14 protein-coding genes are annotated in these 17,950 nt (G+C 37.3%); 11 read left to right on the forward strand and 3 right to left on the reverse strand.

Annotated features, from left to right (window positions below):
• Positions 1-4: 4 nt before the first annotated feature.
• The 6 genes from kdpA (at position 5) to ACFX5U_RS05700 (ending at position 8,606) form a co-directional block, all read left to right on the forward strand.
• Positions 5-1,693, forward strand: a complete 1,689-nt coding sequence (gene kdpA / locus ACFX5U_RS05675; protein ID WP_400262738.1) for a potassium-transporting ATPase subunit KdpA — start codon at positions 5-7, stop codon at positions 1,691-1,693.
• Positions 1,694-1,772: 79 nt separating this feature from the next.
• Entirely contained in the window at positions 1,773-3,782 is a 2,010-nt protein-coding gene (kdpB, locus tag ACFX5U_RS05680) for a potassium-transporting ATPase subunit KdpB (protein ID WP_400262739.1), read from the forward strand.
• An 11-nt stretch (positions 3,783-3,793) separates the two neighbouring features.
• Positions 3,794-4,360 (forward strand): K(+)-transporting ATPase subunit C, encoded by a 567-nt coding sequence (locus ACFX5U_RS05685; RefSeq protein WP_400262740.1) that lies wholly within the window; start codon positions 3,794-3,796, stop codon positions 4,358-4,360.
• Between the two features lie 207 nt (positions 4,361-4,567).
• Positions 4,568-5,656 (forward strand): porin, encoded by a 1,089-nt coding sequence (locus ACFX5U_RS05690; protein ID WP_400262741.1) that lies wholly within the window; start codon positions 4,568-4,570, stop codon positions 5,654-5,656.
• Positions 5,657-5,736: 80 nt separating this feature from the next.
• Positions 5,737-6,858, forward strand: coding sequence for a sensor protein KdpD (locus ACFX5U_RS05695; protein ID WP_400262742.1), 1,122 nt, complete (start codon positions 5,737-5,739; stop codon positions 6,856-6,858).
• Positions 6,858-8,606: an ATP-binding protein gene (locus ACFX5U_RS05700; protein WP_280569512.1), complete on the forward strand. Its 1,749-nt coding sequence runs from the start codon at positions 6,858-6,860 to the stop codon at positions 8,604-8,606. Before ACFX5U_RS05695 ends, ACFX5U_RS05700 begins: the two co-directional genes overlap by 1 nt.
• A 110-nt stretch (positions 8,607-8,716) precedes the next feature.
• Here ACFX5U_RS05700 and ACFX5U_RS05705 read toward each other — a convergent pair whose 3' ends face one another.
• Positions 8,717-9,922: a pyridoxal phosphate-dependent aminotransferase gene (locus ACFX5U_RS05705; protein ID WP_235212359.1), complete on the reverse strand. Its 1,206-nt coding sequence runs from the start codon at positions 9,920-9,922 to the stop codon at positions 8,717-8,719.
• Positions 9,923-10,097: 175 nt separating this feature from the next.
• Between ACFX5U_RS05705 and ACFX5U_RS05710 the strand changes: the two genes are divergently transcribed.
• From ACFX5U_RS05710 to ACFX5U_RS05730, 5 genes are all read left to right on the forward strand, one after another.
• Positions 10,098-11,072, forward strand: coding sequence for a bile acid:sodium symporter family protein (locus ACFX5U_RS05710; RefSeq protein ID WP_038696959.1), 975 nt, complete (start codon positions 10,098-10,100; stop codon positions 11,070-11,072).
• A 56-nt stretch (positions 11,073-11,128) separates the two neighbouring features.
• A complete protein-coding gene (locus ACFX5U_RS05715; protein ID WP_280569505.1) occupies positions 11,129-12,106 on the forward strand; it encodes a cation diffusion facilitator family transporter in 978 nt (325 codons plus the stop codon).
• A gap of 106 nt (positions 12,107-12,212) precedes the next feature.
• Complete coding sequence (gene lepA, locus ACFX5U_RS05720; protein WP_038696963.1) at positions 12,213-14,003, forward strand: translation elongation factor 4; 1,791 nt, start codon at positions 12,213-12,215, stop codon at positions 14,001-14,003.
• A gap of 29 nt (positions 14,004-14,032) precedes the next feature.
• Complete coding sequence (locus ACFX5U_RS05725; protein WP_400262743.1) at positions 14,033-14,920, forward strand: bifunctional 5,10-methylenetetrahydrofolate dehydrogenase/5,10-methenyltetrahydrofolate cyclohydrolase; 888 nt, start codon at positions 14,033-14,035, stop codon at positions 14,918-14,920.
• A gap of 49 nt (positions 14,921-14,969) precedes the next feature.
• Entirely contained in the window at positions 14,970-15,491 is a 522-nt protein-coding gene (locus ACFX5U_RS05730) for a hypothetical protein (protein WP_051959789.1), read from the forward strand.
• Between the two features lie 73 nt (positions 15,492-15,564).
• Here ACFX5U_RS05730 and hisD read toward each other — a convergent pair whose 3' ends face one another.
• Both hisD and hisG read right to left on the reverse strand, forming a co-directional pair.
• Positions 15,565-16,854, reverse strand: coding sequence for a histidinol dehydrogenase (gene hisD / locus ACFX5U_RS05735; RefSeq protein ID WP_400263570.1), 1,290 nt, complete (start codon positions 16,852-16,854; stop codon positions 15,565-15,567).
• A gap of 34 nt (positions 16,855-16,888) precedes the next feature.
• On the reverse strand, positions 16,889-17,740 hold the full coding sequence (hisG, locus tag ACFX5U_RS05740) for an ATP phosphoribosyltransferase (RefSeq protein ID WP_038696967.1): 852 nt from the start codon (positions 17,738-17,740) through the stop codon (positions 16,889-16,891).
• Positions 17,741-17,950: the final 210 nt, after the last annotated feature.

Here is a 17,950-nt window from a genome sequence, read left to right on the forward strand (position 1 = left end):
AATTATGAACACAGAAATAATAGCCATAATCGTCCTATTTCTGGGCACGATCGCCTTAGCAATTCCTCTTGGAAGATATATTGCCAAGGTATTTGCTGGAGATAAGACATTTCTCGACCCCATCTTCTATCCGATTGAAGGGTTTTTCTATAAAATAACAGGAATCGATTCAAAGGTTGAAATGAATTGGAAGCAACAGATGGTTGCACTATTGACGATTAATATGCTGTGGTTCCTATTGGGAATGTCGGTGTTGATGACGCAAGGTATGTTACCCTTAAATCCAGACCATAACCCAAGCATGTCTCCAGATTTAGCATTTAATACAGTGATATCTTTTGTCGTTAACTGCAATTTACAACATTATTCTGGTGAAACAGGGGTAAGTTATTTGGGGCAATATTGGTTGATGTTTTTGCAATTTGTAAGTGCGGGTACAGGTATGGCTGCTGTAGTAACTCTTTTTAGGGCTTTTAGGGATAAAACTGCTATAGATTTGGGTAATTTTTATGAATACTTTATAAAATCTTGCACCCGTATATTGCTTCCTTTATCCTTTGTTGTAGCTATTTTACTTGTTTTTCAAGGTACACCAATGACATTTGACGGCAAGGATACAATGGTGAGTTTGCAAGGAGATACGGTCCAAGTGTCAAGGGGCCCTGCGGCAGCATTTGTTGCCATTAAACATATTGGTACCAATGGTGGTGGTTTTTTTGGTGCGAATTCGGCTCATCCTTTTGAAAATCCGACGTACTTCAGTAATATGGTGGAAATGGCCGCCCAGATGATCGTTCCGTTTGCCATGATCTTTGCTTTCGGTTATTTTATCAAAAGAAGAAAATTATCGTGGATGATGTTTGCAGTGATGACTGTGGGGTTTTTGCTGCTGGCTATCCCTAATATTCGTATGGAGATGAATGGTAATCCTGCTATTGAAAAACTGGGAATAGATCAATCATTAGGTGCCATGGAAGGAAAGGAAATTCGTATCGGTGCTGCTACATCTGGTTTTTGGAGTATTGTGACAACAGTGATTTCAACAGGGTCTGTCAATTCAATGCATGATAGTTCTATGCCACTTTCTGGTATGAACGAATTGCTTGCCATGATGATCAATAGCTTCTACGGAGGGGCAGGAGTAGGTATTCTGAACTTTTTTATATTCATTATTCTGGCTGTATTTATCAGTGGTCTGATGGTAGGACGTACACCCGAATTTCTGGGTAAAAAAATCGAAGCTAGGGAAATGAAGATCGCCATGATCATTGCTTTGATCCATCCATTTTTAATTTTAGTTGGTGTTGGTTTAGCAACTGCTTTCCCGGGTCAGGGTGCCGCAACTTTAAATAATCCAGGATTTCACGGATTTAGTGAGATTTTATATGAGTATACTTCTTCATCAGCGAATAATGGAAGTGGTTTTGAAGGTCTAGGCGATAATACCCCTTGGTGGAATATCAGTACGGGCATCGTTTTGATATTATCGCGATTCTTACCCATTATTGGCCCCGTTGCTATTGCAGGTCTATTGGCTCAGAAGAAATTTATTCCACAAGGGGAGGGAACTTTGCAAACCGATACGGCAACTTTTGGGATTCTGATATTTACCGTTATCGCAATTGTAGCTGCATTATCATTCTTCCCAGCATTGGCTTTAGGGCCCATTGCAGAGTATTTTTCAATGCACTAATCTCATTTGAATGGTAAATAATCTGTGGCTCATATATTTCTGACATGGATGTTTACTTCATTAATAATAATATTTTAATATGAATAAGAATCAATCATTGTTTCAGCATGACCTATTGCTGCAAGCTGGCAAACAGTCGTTCGTGAAATTGAATCCTAAACTCATGTTTCGGAATCCTGTTATGTTTACCGTAGAAATCGGGACTTTCGTGATGCTTGTAGTTTGTATATGGATACTGGCGGGAGAATCATCGCAGGGTAATTTTGGATATAATTTTATCATATTCTTGCTGCTATTGCTGACATTATTATTCGCCAATTTTGCTGAAGCTATTGCCGAAGCGAGAGGGAAGGCACAAGCCGATAGTTTGCGTAAAACGCGAGAGGAGACACCTGCTAAACTGGCAGATGGAAAAATTGTTTCTTCTTCGCAGTTAGTTAAAGGCGATATTTTTATTTGCGAAGCAGGAGATATTATCCCTTCTGACGGAGAGATTGTTTCTGGATTGGCAACAATAGATGAAAGTGCCATAACCGGTGAATCAGCTCCAGTGATACGAGAGAGTGGTGGCGATAAGAGTAGTGTGACCGGTGGTACAAAGGTATTGTCCGATAGCATACAAGTGAAGGTAACGACCGAGCCTGGAGAAAGTTTTTTAGATAAAATGATTGCTCTGGTTGAAGGTGCAAGCCGTCAAAAAACACCGAATGAAATCGCATTAACAATCCTGTTGGCAGGTTTTACATTGGTATTTATTATTGTGACGGTCACCCTAAAGCCCTTTGCAGATTATGCTAAAGCCCCTATTACAATTGCGGCTTTTATCTCTTTATTTATCTGTTTAATACCGACAACTATTGGCGGTTTGTTATCTGCTATTGGTATAGCTGGAATGGATAGAGCGCTACGAGCAAATGTGATTACTAAAAGTGGGAAAGCTGTGGAGACGGCAGGTGATATTGATGTCTTGTTATTGGATAAGACAGGAACGATTACCATAGGTAATCGTAAAGCAACTCATTTTTATCCGTCCAATAACATAGCTGAACAGCAATTGATAAGAGCAGCTGTTCTGAGTTCGATGAGTGATGAAACCCCAGAAGGGAAGTCAATCATCGAACTGGCTGGAATAAACCCAATTTCGTATCCCATTCATTCGCCAGTTTTTATCAAGTTTACCGCAGAAACCAGAAGCTCAGGGATTGATTTTGATCAGACCCGTATTCGTAAGGGAGCAACAGATGCGATTCGAAATATTGTAACGCAAGCAGGCCATGCCTTCCCATTAGATATAACGGATAACGTTACGAAAATATCTCAAAATGGAGGTACTCCTCTGGTTGTTTGTGAAAATGAAATAGCCTTGGGTGTAATCGAATTGCAAGATGTGATCAAGCCTGGTATCCAAGAAAGATTCGAACGTTTGCGAAAAATGGGAATCAAAACGGTGATGGTAACCGGTGATAACCCGTTGACAGCTAGGTATATTGCTAAAAAGGCGGGGGTAGATGATTTTATTGCTGAAGCTAAGCCTGAAGATAAAATGAACTACATCAAGATGGAGCAGGCAAATGGACGTTTGGTTGCGATGATGGGCGATGGAACAAATGATGCTCCTGCACTGGCACAGGCAGATGTTGGTGTAGCTATGAATAGTGGGACTCAGGCCGCTAAAGAAGCTGGAAATATGGTCGACTTGGATAATGACCCTACGAAATTAATTGAAGTTGTAGAGATCGGTAAACAGCTGTTGATGACAAGGGGCACCTTAACTACTTTCAGTATTGCAAATGATGTAGCTAAATATTTTGCAATCATTCCAGCGTTATTCATAACGACCATTCCGGCATTACAAGGATTGAACATCATGCATTTACATAGTCCTGAAAGCGCTATTTTATCTGCTGTTATATTTAATGCGCTTATCATTCCATTTTTGATTCCTTTGGCGTTAAGGGGTGTGGCTTATAAACCAATTGGTGCTAGCGCTTTGTTGCGTCGCAACTTACTGATCTTTGGTCTAGGGGGTGTTTTAGTGCCTTTTGTGGGTATTAAACTTATTGACCTCATTGTTTCCTTATTTTTTTAAATATCAACACTATGAAAAAGCATATTTTACCAGCAATTAAGCTGACCATTATTTTGATTGTTTTTTTTGCAGTAATCTACCCCTTTACTATTTGGACCATTGCTCAGGCAGCTCCAAATAACGGTAAAGGTGAAATCATTACTTTTCAAGGCAAGACCTATTACAAGAATATTGGCCAGTCTTTTACCGATGATCATTATTTCTGGTCGCGTCCTTCTGCTGTAAATTATAATGCAGCAGGTTCTGCGGGTAGTAATAAAGGACCATCCAATCCATCATACCTCGCAGAGGTCGAAGCTAGAATTGATACTTTTTTGGTGCATAATCCTGAAATCACCAAACGCGAAATACCTGTTGATTTGATTACGGCTAGTGGGAGTGGTTTGGATCCACACTTCTCTATACAAGCGGCTCAAGTACAAGTGAAACGTATCGCTAAGATCAGAAATATATCAACAGTAGCTCTTGTTGCTTTGATTGAGGATCATACCGAAAGACCGCTGTTTGGGATATTTGGTCCAGCGAAAATCAATGTGCTAAAATTGAATATTGCATTAGATCAATTAGCCGCGAAATAATGATGATATGGAATACCTATGTAGCACAAGCTACAGACATGGATGAATCTAATTCTTTCATGAGTTTCATCGCACTCGGATTGGATATTCCAAAAGGCCATTAAAAATCAAATTATATAAATATGAAATTGAGAAGTAAATAATTTTGACACAGGAGGCAAATATTATTTATTCAAGCTATCATCAACAAATGAAAAAAATAATAGGATGAAAAGATATATCATCTGTTCCATATTGTTATTAGGAACAATCCAAATTTTGCAAGCACAGGAAAAGGTTGAGGACAAAAAAGCGTTAACCGTGAGTGGTTACGTCGAGGTGTATGGGCAGTACGATTTTTCAAATCCGAAAAATAATGTGAGACCTGGATTTGTGTATAGCCACCATCGGAATAACGAGGTGAATTTAAACCTTGGACTGATTAAAGTGAATTACGATACCGAGAGGGTCAGAGCTAACCTCGCGCTTGGGGCTGGAACTTATATGAATGTAAATTATGCTGCGGAACCTGCAACATTAAAAAATAGCTATGAAGCAAATGTAGGGATTAAAATTTCGGAAAAACATAATCTATGGATTGATGCAGGTATTTTTCCATCGCATATTGGATTTGAAAGTGCTATTAGTAAAGACTGCTATACCTTGACAAGGAGTATGGGCGCCGAAAACTCCCCATACTTTGAAACAGGAGCAAAGGTGTCGTATACAACGGAAGATGGTAAGTGGTTGTTAAGTGGGCTAGTTTTAAATGGATGGCAAAGAATTCAGCGAGTTGACGGAAATAGTACTCCTGCCTTTGGACACCAAGTAACTTATAAACCAACAGATAAAGTAACGTTGAATAGCAGTTCGTTTATGGGGAGTGATCAAGCTGACTCTGTCCGTAGAATACGTTATTTTCATCATTTTTATGGACAGTTCCAATTATATGATAAGCTTGTTTTGATAACAGGTTTTGATATTGGGGTAGAACAAAAGCAGAAGGGAAGTTCGAAATACAATACCTGGCTTACCCCTGTTTTGATTGCTTCTTATAAGGTCCATGATGATTTAGCGTTTGCTCTTCGAGGTGAATATTATCAAGATAAGGATGGCGTATTGATCGATACCGGGACACCACATGGCTTTCAAACTTTTGGCTATTCTTTTACGTTAGATTATACGGTTTTGGCGAATTTAATCTGGCGAACTGAATTTAAAAAATTACAGAGTAAAGATGCTATTTTTGTTGAACGAAATGCTGCCTTGACGAAAGATAATATGATAGGAATCACTTCCTTGGCGTTGCGTTTTTAATTTAACCATTATTTTCACGCTAATCTATTGCATGTGTTTCACAATAGAATAGCGTGAATTATCATATGATCTATTCTTGTATGGAAGAAAGGAAAGATGCGGAATATTTCTTGAACCTGATAAAAAAGTCTAGGAAAGGAAAATTTAAACTGTACATCGGTATGAGTGCCGGTGTGGGTAAAACATACCGTATGTTGCAAGAAGCGCATACACTTTTGCATAATGGTATAGCTGTTAAAATAGGCTATGTGGAGACCCATAATAGAAAGGAAACGGAAGCGCTGTTGGATGGACTTCCTGTAATACCGAGACGTAAATTGTTTTATAAGGGTAAAGAGCTTGAAGATTTGGATGTACAGGCAATTATTAATTTGCATCCTGAGATTGTTATTATTGACGAGCTAGCGCATAGTAATATGGAAGGTAGTCTCAATGAAAAGCGCTGGCAGGACGTTGTCGATATATTGGATAGTGGTATTAATGTGATTAGCGCAGTCAACATCCAGCACATTGAAAGTTTACATGATGAGGTTAAAGAAATCACAGGAATCGATGTGCAGGAACGTATACCTGATCGTGTTTTGGGCTTGGCAGATGAAGTAGTTAATATTGATTTGACTGCTGAGGAGCTAATTGATAGGTTGAAGGAGGGGAAAATTTATGATGCAGCCAAGATTGAAATGGCATTAGCCAATTTTTTTAATACTAATCATATCTTGCAGTTGCGCGAGTTGGCATTGAAAGAAGTGGCGTCGCAAGTACAAAGGAAAGTTGAGGCGGAGGTTATTCACAGTAAATACGTAAAAAAAGAACAACTTTTAGCTTGTATTAGTTCAAATGAAAAGACAGCAAAGATTGTGATTCGTAAGACCGCAAGATTAGCAAATTATTATAATAGTAAATGGTTTGTGCTCTATGTACAGACACCAAAAGAAAGTGTTTCTAAAATAGCCTTGGATAAACAACGGCATTTGATTAATAATTTTAAATTAGCAACAGAATTGGGTGCGGAAATCATCAAAATTAATCACAGAAATGTCGCAAAAGCGATTATAGAACAATGTGAAACTAGGCAGATAACGACCGTTTGTATTGGGAAACCACATTTGATATTGATTAAGATAATCTGGGCAACAAATACTTTTAATACCCTTTTAACAAAGCTTTCGAACGAAAAAATTGACCTTATAATTCTTTCATAATGCGCATTAAAACAAAATTAACTTATGGTATTGGATTACTTTTTCTCATGATCGTACTATTGGTTGTGGTAAGCGGTTGGTACGTCAATCAATTGAAGAGGGACACGAATAATATCCTAAATGCGAACTACAATACCTTACAATATGCTCGGAATATGTTATTGGCATTGGAAGAGTATGCTGTTGATACAACGGCGTTACATGATTTTAAAGAAAATTTAGAGAAACAAAAAGAGAATGTTACGGAGATTGGAGAGGTACAAGCAACACAATTGGTAGAGAAGCATTTTTATCAATTTATTGAAAATAAATTTGATCAGACATTTGTTTCAAAAATTAGGAAAGATATCACAGAATTGATGCGGCTCAACATGGAAGCCATAGAACGGAAAAGTGATATAGCGTCTGTCACAGCAGAAAAGGCCATTGCTGTTATTTCGATTACGGGAACATTATGTTTTTTGATTGCTTTTATTCTCATTGTCAATCTACCGTCCAATATTGCCAACCCAATAAAGGAATTGACAGAAAGTATTAAACAGATTGCGAATGAAAATTATAAAAAAAGAATTCATTACGAAGGACGCAATGAATTTGGTGAGCTTGCAAAGTCCTTTAATACAATGGCAGAGAAGCTTGAAGAATATGCCGAAAGCAAATTGGATAAGATATTGAAGGGGAAAAAGCGAATCGATACGCTGATTAATAAGATGCATGACCCCGTAATTGGTATCGATGAAGAGAAGGTGGTTTTATTTGCGAATGAAGAGGCTTTGAAGATTACGGGTTTACTTGGAGAACAATTGATTGGAAAGCAGATACAGGATGTGGCTGTTACGAATGATCTGGTCAGGGATTTTATTAAAGATATCTTTCGCGATAAGCAGCAACGGGATGGGGAGCTTTTAAAAATTTATGCTAATGGTAAGGAAAGTTATTTTGAAAAAGAGATTGTCGACATCAATATTGTGCCAACGGGTGAATCAGAATCACAATTTATAGGCCAGGTCATCATGTTGCGTAATATAACGCAATTTAAAGAGATGGATTTTGCAAAAACGAATTTTATAGCAACAATCTCTCACGAGTTGAAAACACCTATTGCCTCTATAAAAATGGGATTGCAATTGTTGGAAAATAAACAAATCGGTACGCTTAACGAAGATCAGAACAATCTTGTTCAAAGTATTCGTGATGATACGGTTCGGTTATTGAAAATTACGGGTGAATTGTTGGATATGACTCAGGTTGAAAGCGGAACAATTCAATTAAATGTATCACCCACGAATGTCAGCGAACTGGTGGAATATGCGATACGTGCAACAAAGGCTATGGCTGAGCAAAAGAACATTGAATTGCGATTACAAATGGAAAATAATCTTCCGGATGTACTTGCAGATAATGAAAAAACGGCTTGGGTGCTGACCAATTTATTGTCAAATGCGGTGCGTTATTCTTATGAAAATTCGGCTATTTATATCATCATAGCATCGACTGATGATCAGGTTAGAATCGCTGTAAAAGATGCTGGACAGGGAATAGAAGGACAATATAGGGATAAGATATTTGAACGTTACTTTCGTATACCAGGAACAAAAAAAGAAGGAACAGGTTTGGGGTTGAGTATCAGTAAGGAATTTATTGAGGCGCAAGGAGGAACCATTACGGTCGAAAGTGAATATGGTTCGGGAAGTATATTTTCTTTTACATTGAATGGTGTGGTAACTGTCCATTCGAAAAATGGCTGATCTTTGGATGTTGATCTACAGGGAAATATACGTTAAATATGCAAGCTGATTTTTAAGTTTATAATTGGTGAACTTAAAAATCAGCTTGCTTTAGCAGGGTAGTAAATGGTTTATGCCAATTTACCCAAAGCTTCTTTAATACGTCTTAATGCTTCTACTAGGCTTTCGTCTGAAGCAGCATAAGATAGACGAATATATTTGTCATTTCCGAATGAATCACCACCAACGGTAGCAACATGACCTACGTTTAATAAGTACAATGCTAAGTCTGATGAGTTTTTGATTACATTTCCATTTTCATCTTTTTTTCCAAAGAATGAACTGATCTCAGGGAAGAAATAGAATGCGCCTTCAGGTAAATTTGTCTTAACACCTGGAATTGCAGCTAATAGATCATACACCAACTGACGGCGACGTACAAATGCTTCCTTCATGATATTCACTGATTCTAATCCTTGCTCATAAGCAACGATACCAGCACGTTGTGAAATCGAGCAAGTTCCAGAGGTTGTCTGTCCCTGTAATTTATCATTTGCAGCAGCAATCTCTTTATTACAAGCGATATAGCCTAATCTCCATCCTGTCATTGCAAATGCTTTAGAAAAACCATTTACGATAATAACGCGATCTTTAATACTGTCAAATTGGGCAATTGATTCGTGTTTGTCTACAAAATTGATATGCTCATAGATTTCATCGGATAGGATGAACACATGTGGATGTTTTTCAAAAACTTTTGCCAAAGCAGCCAATTCATCTTTACTATACACCGTACCTGTAGGGTTATTGGGTGATGAAAACATGAATAATTTAGTTTTTGGCGTGATGGCAGCTTCGAGTTGCTCAGGCGTAATTTTAAAGTTGTTATCAATTTCAGTATTAATGTAAACAGATTTTCCTTCTGCCAATACAACCATTTCTGAATATGAAACCCAATATGGAGTAGGGATTACGACTTCATCACCTGGATTAACAAGTGTTAAAATAACATTTGATAAAGATTGTTTTGCACCTGTGGAAACTACGATTTGAGAAATATCATAATCAAGATTATTTTCAATCTTCAATTTATTCACAATAGCCTGACGCAATTCTGGGTATCCTGGAACTGGAGAGTAACGCGTCCAATTTTCGTCCAATGCCTTCTTAGCAGCTTCTTTAACGTGGTCTGGAGTATTAAAATCTGGTTCACCAACACTTAAGCTGATAACATTAACGCCTTTTGCGGCTAATTCACGACCAAGCTTAGTCATTTTAAGCGTAGCCGATTCGGATAGATTGTTTATCCGATCTGATAAATATGATTGTGTGCTCATGGTAAGACAAAGATATTATTTAGAATGCAATTAATGCGCTAATTTCTTGAAAAAAGACAAACGATTGTTTGTGTTTTCCTGAAAATATGTAAAGTTAGCTAGATTTCTATTATTTTAAAATAACTTGTAGTTTTGACGGGTCGCTTTTTTGTACACACATCAATACATGCATATTATGAAAGTAAAAATAGACTCCTTTGTTATTGGCTTGTTTGTCGCTATTATTTTAGCATATATCTATCCCAACCTGGCATTAATAGAAGGAAAATTTTCTTTAGATTCAATTACTACGATAGGTATTTCTTTGATATTCTTTTTTTACGGCCTCAAATTAAGTTTAACAGATCTAAAAGCGGGATTGTCAAATTGGAAATTACATGTGCTCGTTCATTTTTCAACTTTTATCCTCTTCCCTCTATTAGTCTTGCTATTTCTACCCTTTGTAAAGACAGAAATTCAGCACCAATTTTGGCTTTCTTTTTTCTTTTTAGCAGCGCTACCTTCGACTGTTTCTTCATCTGTAGTGATGGTGTCGATAGCAAAAGGAAATATGCCAGCAGCTATATTTAATGCAAGTATATCCGGTATTATAGGAGTTATTGTCACCCCTTTATGGATGGGGTTGTTTTTAACAGTGAACTCTGATTTTGATTTCGGTCATATTTACCTAGGACTGTTTCTAGAAATCATACTTCCAGTTATTCTTGGGATAGCATTACAACCCTATTTGGGTAAATGGGCGCGTAGGTTTTCAAAGCCATTAAGTACGTTTGATAAAACGATCATTCTTTTAATAGTCTATAAAAGTTTTGCAGACTCTTTTATAGAAAAGATTTTTGATGCGGTGGACGTCTGGTATTTCATATCGGTTTTTGCAGGAGTAATTCTTCTGTTTTGCTTAGTCTATTTGCTTATCTGGTATATTGCTAAATTGTTGAAATTTCCAATCGAGGATCAAATTACAGCTATTTTTTGTGGCTCTAAAAAATCACTTACACATGGTTCTGTTTTTGCGAAAATTATTTTTAGTCATGTGGGACTAGGTTTCGGACTTGTATTTTTCCCGATTATGATCTACCATGCTTTCCAGATATTTGTTGCTAGCATCATTGCGCAGCGTTATGCCAAAAGGTTGTCGGTTAAAAACTAAAAAGTAAACAATTACGTTATATCACTACCTTTGTCGCGATTGAAAATAATATATATATGTCTAAGCAAAAAAGATTAGTCCTACTTTCCCTTTTAACGGGATTAGGGTTAATGATTATTAAGTTTGTAGCGTATTTCCTAACGGCTTCTAATGCTATTTTTACGGATGCAGCAGAAAGTATTGTTAATGTTATTGCTTCCAGTTTTGCTTTTTATAGTATTTATTTAGCAGCACAACCTAAAGATAGGAACCATCCTTATGGACATGGTAAAGTGGAGTTCTTTTCTGTTTTTTTAGAAGGAGGATTAATCTTTATCGCAGGGGCAATTATTTTGGTAAAAGGTTTCTATAATATCTTTTTTCCTGCTACATTATCCAATTTGGAGGAAGGTATTTGGTTAATTGCCATTACAGCGCTGATTAATTTTATCGTCGGATTTTATATCATGAAAAGGGGACGTGCATTGGGTTCTCTTACCTTGGAAGCTGATGGTAAACACTTACAGATTGATGCGTACAGTACAGTAGGGCTTATTGTCGGGTTGATTCTCATGAAATTAACGGGATTGAACTGGATTGATATAGCGATATCATTTGCGCTTGGTAGTTTTATTTTATATAATGGGTATAAGTTGTTGCGCCAATCAATTGGAGGACTTATGGATGAGTCCGATGTGGATCTTGTGAAAGAAGTGGTTAATGTTTTACAGGAAAATAGGCATGCGGATTGGATTGATATTCATAACTTAAGGGTTCAACGTTATGGTAATGAGCTGCATGTAGATTGTCATTTGACTTTGCCAAACTATTATTCCTTGAATAAAGTGCATGATGAAATATCAACGTTAGATAAGATCGTGAATACAAAAATGTCTATTAAAACAGAGTTTTTTATACATGCAGATCCTTGTTTACCAGAGTGTTGTCATTACTGTCAGGTAGAGAATTGTCCTATACGTTCTGAAGAATTTAAAGCACAAATCGATTGGGTCGTCGAAAATGTTACTGCCAACCGGAAACACTTTCTTTCTTAAACTGAAAACTGAAAATTTAAGTGCATAAAAATAGGAGGGGGCTTGCCTTAAATGTCTATCAAAAAAAGTATCTTTGCTTTTTAGAAACGATTTTTAAAAATCCTATATGAAGCAAATACGTAATTTCTGTATCATCGCACACATTGATCATGGTAAAAGTACATTAGCCGATCGATTATTGGAGTACACGAATACCATTACAAAACGTGAAGCGCAGGCACAATTACTTGATAATATGGATTTGGAACGTGAACGTGGTATTACCATCAAAAGTCACGCCATCCAAATGAATTATATACAGGACGGTCAAGAGTATATTTTAAATTTAATTGATACTCCCGGACACGTCGATTTCTCGTATGAAGTGTCACGCTCAATAGCGGCCTGTGAAGGCGCTTTATTAATTGTAGATGCTTCTCAAGGAATTCAAGCACAAACAATCTCCAATCTTTATTTAGCTCTTGAGCATGATTTGGAAATTATCCCAATTTTAAATAAAATGGATCTTCCGGGTGCAATGCCTGAGGAAGTAAAAGATCAAATTATTGATTTAATTGGTGGTCAACGTGAAGATATTATTCCAGCATCAGGTAAAACTGGTTTGGGTATTCCAGATATTTTAAAAGCGATTATAGCGCGTGTACCAGCACCAGTAGGTGATCCGGCTGCACCATTACAAGCTTTGATCTTTGACTCTGTATTTAACTCTTTCCGTGGTATCATGGCCTATTTCAAGGTTGTAAATGGAGAGATTCGCAAAGGTGATAAAGTGAAATTTGTTGCAACAGGGAAAGAATATTCTGCGGATGAAATCGGTACATTGAAGTTAAATCAAGTTGCCAAGGATGTTATTAGAACGGGCGATGTTGGTTATATTATATCAGGTATCAAAGAAGCGCGTGAAGTAAAAGTAGGGGATACCATTACGCATAAAGAAAGACCTTGTACTGGAGCTATTCAAGGATTTGAAGAAGTGAAACCAATGGTTTTTGCAGGTATATATCCTGTTGATACGGAGGACTATGAAGAATTACGGGAGTCCATGCATCGTTTGCAATTGAATGATGCTTCTTTGGTTTTTGAACCAGAGTCATCAGTAGCTTTAGGTTTTGGATTCCGTTGTGGTTTCTTGGGAATGCTCCACATGGAGATTATCCAAGAACGCCTTGAGCGTGAATTTGATATGACGGTTATCACAACGGTTCCCAACGTGTCTTACAAGGCTTATTTAACAAAAGACAATGAAGAGGTTCAAGTGCACAACCCGTCAGATTTACCTGATCCTAGTAAGCTGAATGCTATTCAAGAGCCTTATATCAAAGCAAATATCATTACCAAATCTGATTTCGTAGGGCCAATTATGTCGCTATGTATTCAAAAACGTGGTACTGTTATTAATCAATCATATTTAACTTCCGATCGTGTTGAATTGGTTTTTGAAATGCCAATGGGTGAGATTGTATTTGATTTTTACGATAAATTGAAGACGATATCTAAAGGGTATGCTTCTTTCGATTATACTCAAATCGGTTACCGCCAATCAGATCTAGTACGTTTGGATATTCTCTTGAATGATGAGCCTGTCGATGCATTATCATCTTTGATTCACAGAAGTAATGCATATGATTTTGGTAAGAAAATTTGTGAAAAGTTAAAGGAACTATTACCTCGTCAGCAGTTTGAAATTCGTATCCAAGCATCTATTGGGATGAAAATCATTGCTCGTGAGACGATTTCTGCATTACGTAAGGATGTAACAGCAAAATGTTATGGAGGAGATATTTCTCGTAAGCGTAAGCTATTGGAAAAACAGAAGAAAGGTAAAAAACGTATGCGTCAAGTAGGTAACGTTGAAATTCCACAATCGGCATTCATGGCAGTACTGAAATTAGATTAGAAAACTTATAAAATCCTATTCCTATAAAAATGAATTTATTAGACGGTAAACTCGTATCAGCTAAAATAAAAGAAGACATCAAAATAGATGCAGCTGATTTTACAGCGAAAGCTGGACGTAAACCTCATTTGGTAGCTATCTTAGTTGGAAACGACGGTGGTAGTGAAACCTATGTGGCGAGTAAAATGCGTAATTGTGAATTAGTAGGTTTTGAATCTACCAATATTCGTTACGATGTTGATGTGACTGAAGAAGAATTGATTGCGAAAATTCAAGAAATTAATGCCGACGCAACCATTGATGGTTTAATCGTTCAATTGCCACTTCCAAAGCATATCGATCCCGATAAAATAACAGAGGCTATTGATTACCGTAAAGATGTAGATGGATTTCATCCGATCAATTTGGGTAGAATGCAACGTAATTTGCCTTGCTTTATCCCAGCGACTCCTTACGGTATTATGTTGATGCTTGATTATTATCAAATTGATACAGCAGGTAAGCATGCAGTAGTTGTAGGTAGAAGTAATATCGTTGGTTCGCCAATGAGTATCCTACTAGCACGTAATTCAAATCCAGGGAATTGTACGGTTACATTAACGCATAGTCGTACGCAAGATTTGAAGACTGAAGTTTTGCGCGCAGATATTATTGTAGCAGCAATAGGGAAGAAAAATTTCGTAACTCCTGATATGGTAAAAGAAGGTGCTGTTGTCATTGATGTGGGAATCAATAGAGAAAATTCTACAGAAACAAAATCTGGATTTAAATTATACGGAGATGTGGATTTTGAGCATGTGGCACCAAAAGCTTCTTGGATAACGCCTGTACCGGGTGGAGTTGGCTTGATGACTATCGTCGGGCTCTTAAAGAATACATTGGAAGCAGCTAAAGGGAGCATTTATCCAAAGGGATAATTGGCATAAATATTGATTGGTTAAGTCTGTTAACCAAAAAATATATAAAATGAAAAAAATTGCATTTTTAGCATTGTTTGCAGGAGCTTCGTTGACTTTTGCAGCTTGTAATAACACTCCAAAAGAAGATAAGAATAGTGACGGTGAAATTACTGTTGGAGAAAAGTTAGATAATTCTTTGGATAGTTTAGATAAACATACAGACATGGCAGCTAATGAAGCGAAAGCTAAATATGAGCAAGCTAAAAAAGATCTGGATGAAGCTATTGCTAAAGGAGACAAGAAAGCGGAAGAAGCTGCTCGTAAAACAGTAGATGAAACAAAAACTGCTTGGGATAAAATTACAGCAGGAACTGAAAAAGTAGCGGATGACGTAGAAGATGGTGTTAAGGATGCTGCACATGCTACTGGAAACGCATTGGATAAAGCTGCTGATGCAACCGCTAAAGCTGGTAAATCTGCTGTTGAAGGAACTAAAGATGCAGCTAAAGCTGTAGGCAATGCGGCTGATAAAGCGGCAAAAGATGTTTCGAACAAAGCGAAAAAAGTAGGTGAAGCTTTGAAAAACTAATTTCATAAGCAAGAACTCATAAAAAAAACCCTTTCAGCATATGCTGAAAGGGTTTTTTTATGAGTTTAATAAATTACTTCATTTTCCGAATACTAACAGCGTTCTTATGTGCGTGTAGCCCTTCTAATTCTGCAAGAATCTCTACAGTGGAACCTATATTTAATAAACCGTCTGGACTGATGTGTTGGAAAGTAATCTTTTTAACAAAAGAATCAACCGATACACCAGAATAAGATTTTGCATAGCCAGAAGTCGGAAGCGTATGATTCGTTCCTGAAGCATAATCACCTACGCTCTCTGGTGTTAAGTGTCCTAAAAATACAGAACCTGCATTTAAAATAAGACGGATTAAGCGTTCCCATTCATCTGTCTCTAAAATCAGATGTTCAGGGGCATAAGCATTACTAAATGCAATTGCTTTTTGTAGATCGGTTACCAATACAGCATAGGAATTTTCGATTGCCTTGTTTGCTAATTCAAAACGCGGTAAAACAGCTAATTGTTTTTCTAGTTCTAGATTTACCTCCGCAATAATACTTGCCGATGTCGCGACCAATACCGCTTGGCTGTCCGCTCCATGCTCTGCTTGTGCTAATAAATCAGCAGCAACAAAAGCAGGTGTTGCCGTCTCGTCAGCAATGACCAATACTTCGGAAGGACCTGCCGGCATGTCGATGCTAACATTTGTCATTCCTTGAACAATACTTTTTGCCTTAGTTACAAATTGATTACCAGGTCCAAATATTTTATATACTTGAGGAATGGTTTCTGTACCGAAAGCCATTGCGGCAATGGCTTGGGCTCCACCGACTAGATAGATGCGCTCTATTTTTAAAAGTTTGAGACAATAGGCTACAAAACCATTAATTTTTCCGCTTTTTTGAGGTGGAGAACAAACAACAATCTCTTTACAGCCGGCAATTCGAGCGGGTACCCCTAGCATCAATAAGGTGCTAGGTAATACGGCAGAACCGCCAGGGATATAAAGACCTACCTTCTCAATCGGACGAATTTCTCGCCAACATTTTACGCCTGCTGTTGTTTCTACGACACGCTCACGTTTTACTTGTGAAGAGTGAAATTTATGAATATTTTGAAAGGCAATTTCTAAAGCTCTTTGTTGATCGCGATTAATGGTAGACGCTAATGCATCAATATCGTCGGAGTCGAGATAAAGCTTTTCTAGCTCAACTTTGTCAAATTGCTGTGCATAGTGAATTAAAGCTTTATCGCCATTTTGACGTACCTCTTGTATAATATCCAAAACAGTATCTTGGATAGCATGGGAAGGGTCTGTATTACGCGTCGTTAATACCAACAGTTCTGCTGGTGTTAACGTAGCATATTCAAAAGTTTTAAGCATCATGAATTTTGTTTTAAGCGCAGAGCGCTTATTATTACATAATAATTTTTTCAATCGGCATGACCACAATTCCTTGTGCACCTGCAGACTTCAACTTGTTGATCTTATCCCAAAAGTCATCTTCTGAAATAACAGTATGTACAGCTACCCATCCTTCTTCTGCTAGAGGAACGACGGTTGGCGATTTTACACCATGTAAAAGTGCTGTAATCGTTGGTAAATTTATCTTTTCGACATTGAGAACGACATATTTCGTTTCTTTGGCTAATAAGACTGATTGAATTCTTTGTAAAAGTTCTGCTAAGATTTCATTATCCTCTATACCCGGGCGACCAATTAGTATCGCTTCAGATTTACGGACATCAGCAAACTGTTTGAGGCCATTATTTTTTAGTGTCCCGCCGGTGGAAACAATATCACAGATAGCATCGCTAAGCCCCAATCCAGGTGCAATTTCTACAGAACCTGAAATCATTTGGATATCCGCCTCAATACGGTATTCATCCAAAAACTTCTTTAAGATAACGGGGTAAGAGGTTGCGATAGATTTGCCATTTAGATCTTTAAGATCTTTAATATGACTGTCTTTTTGAACGGCTAATTTCAAAGTGCATTTTCCAAAACCAAGACGCTGTAAGTAATTAACCTCAGATTCTGTTTCATCAATAACGTTTTCTCCAACTATTCCTAGATCTGCAATCCCTTGTTCTACGTATCCTGGGATATCATCGTCACGAAGGAAAAGAATTTCAAGAGGAAAATTAGAAACGGTTGTTATTAAAGAACTTTTATAGTTTTCGAAGTCAAGACCACAGTTTTTGAGTAATTGAACAGACTTTTCGTTTAGTCTACCCGATTTTTGGATAGCAATTTTAAGATTTTTCAAAGCTTTATAATGTTAGCTGTAAATTATTAATAAATAGAAATCAAACACAAGGGAAAAAATGCTTCACGTAGAAACACACTAATTACATATCGCCGCAATGGCGATGATGCATATGAAAGTGATGTCCGTGAGCAAAAATCATGTTTGTATTAATAATGAGCCAAAAATAATACTTTGTTAATAGAAATCAAATTAAAATAGCTTTTATTT

It is taken from the genome of Sphingobacterium sp. SG20118 (assembly GCF_044740685.1).
In the GTDB taxonomy this organism is placed as follows: domain Bacteria; phylum Bacteroidota; class Bacteroidia; order Sphingobacteriales; family Sphingobacteriaceae; genus Sphingobacterium.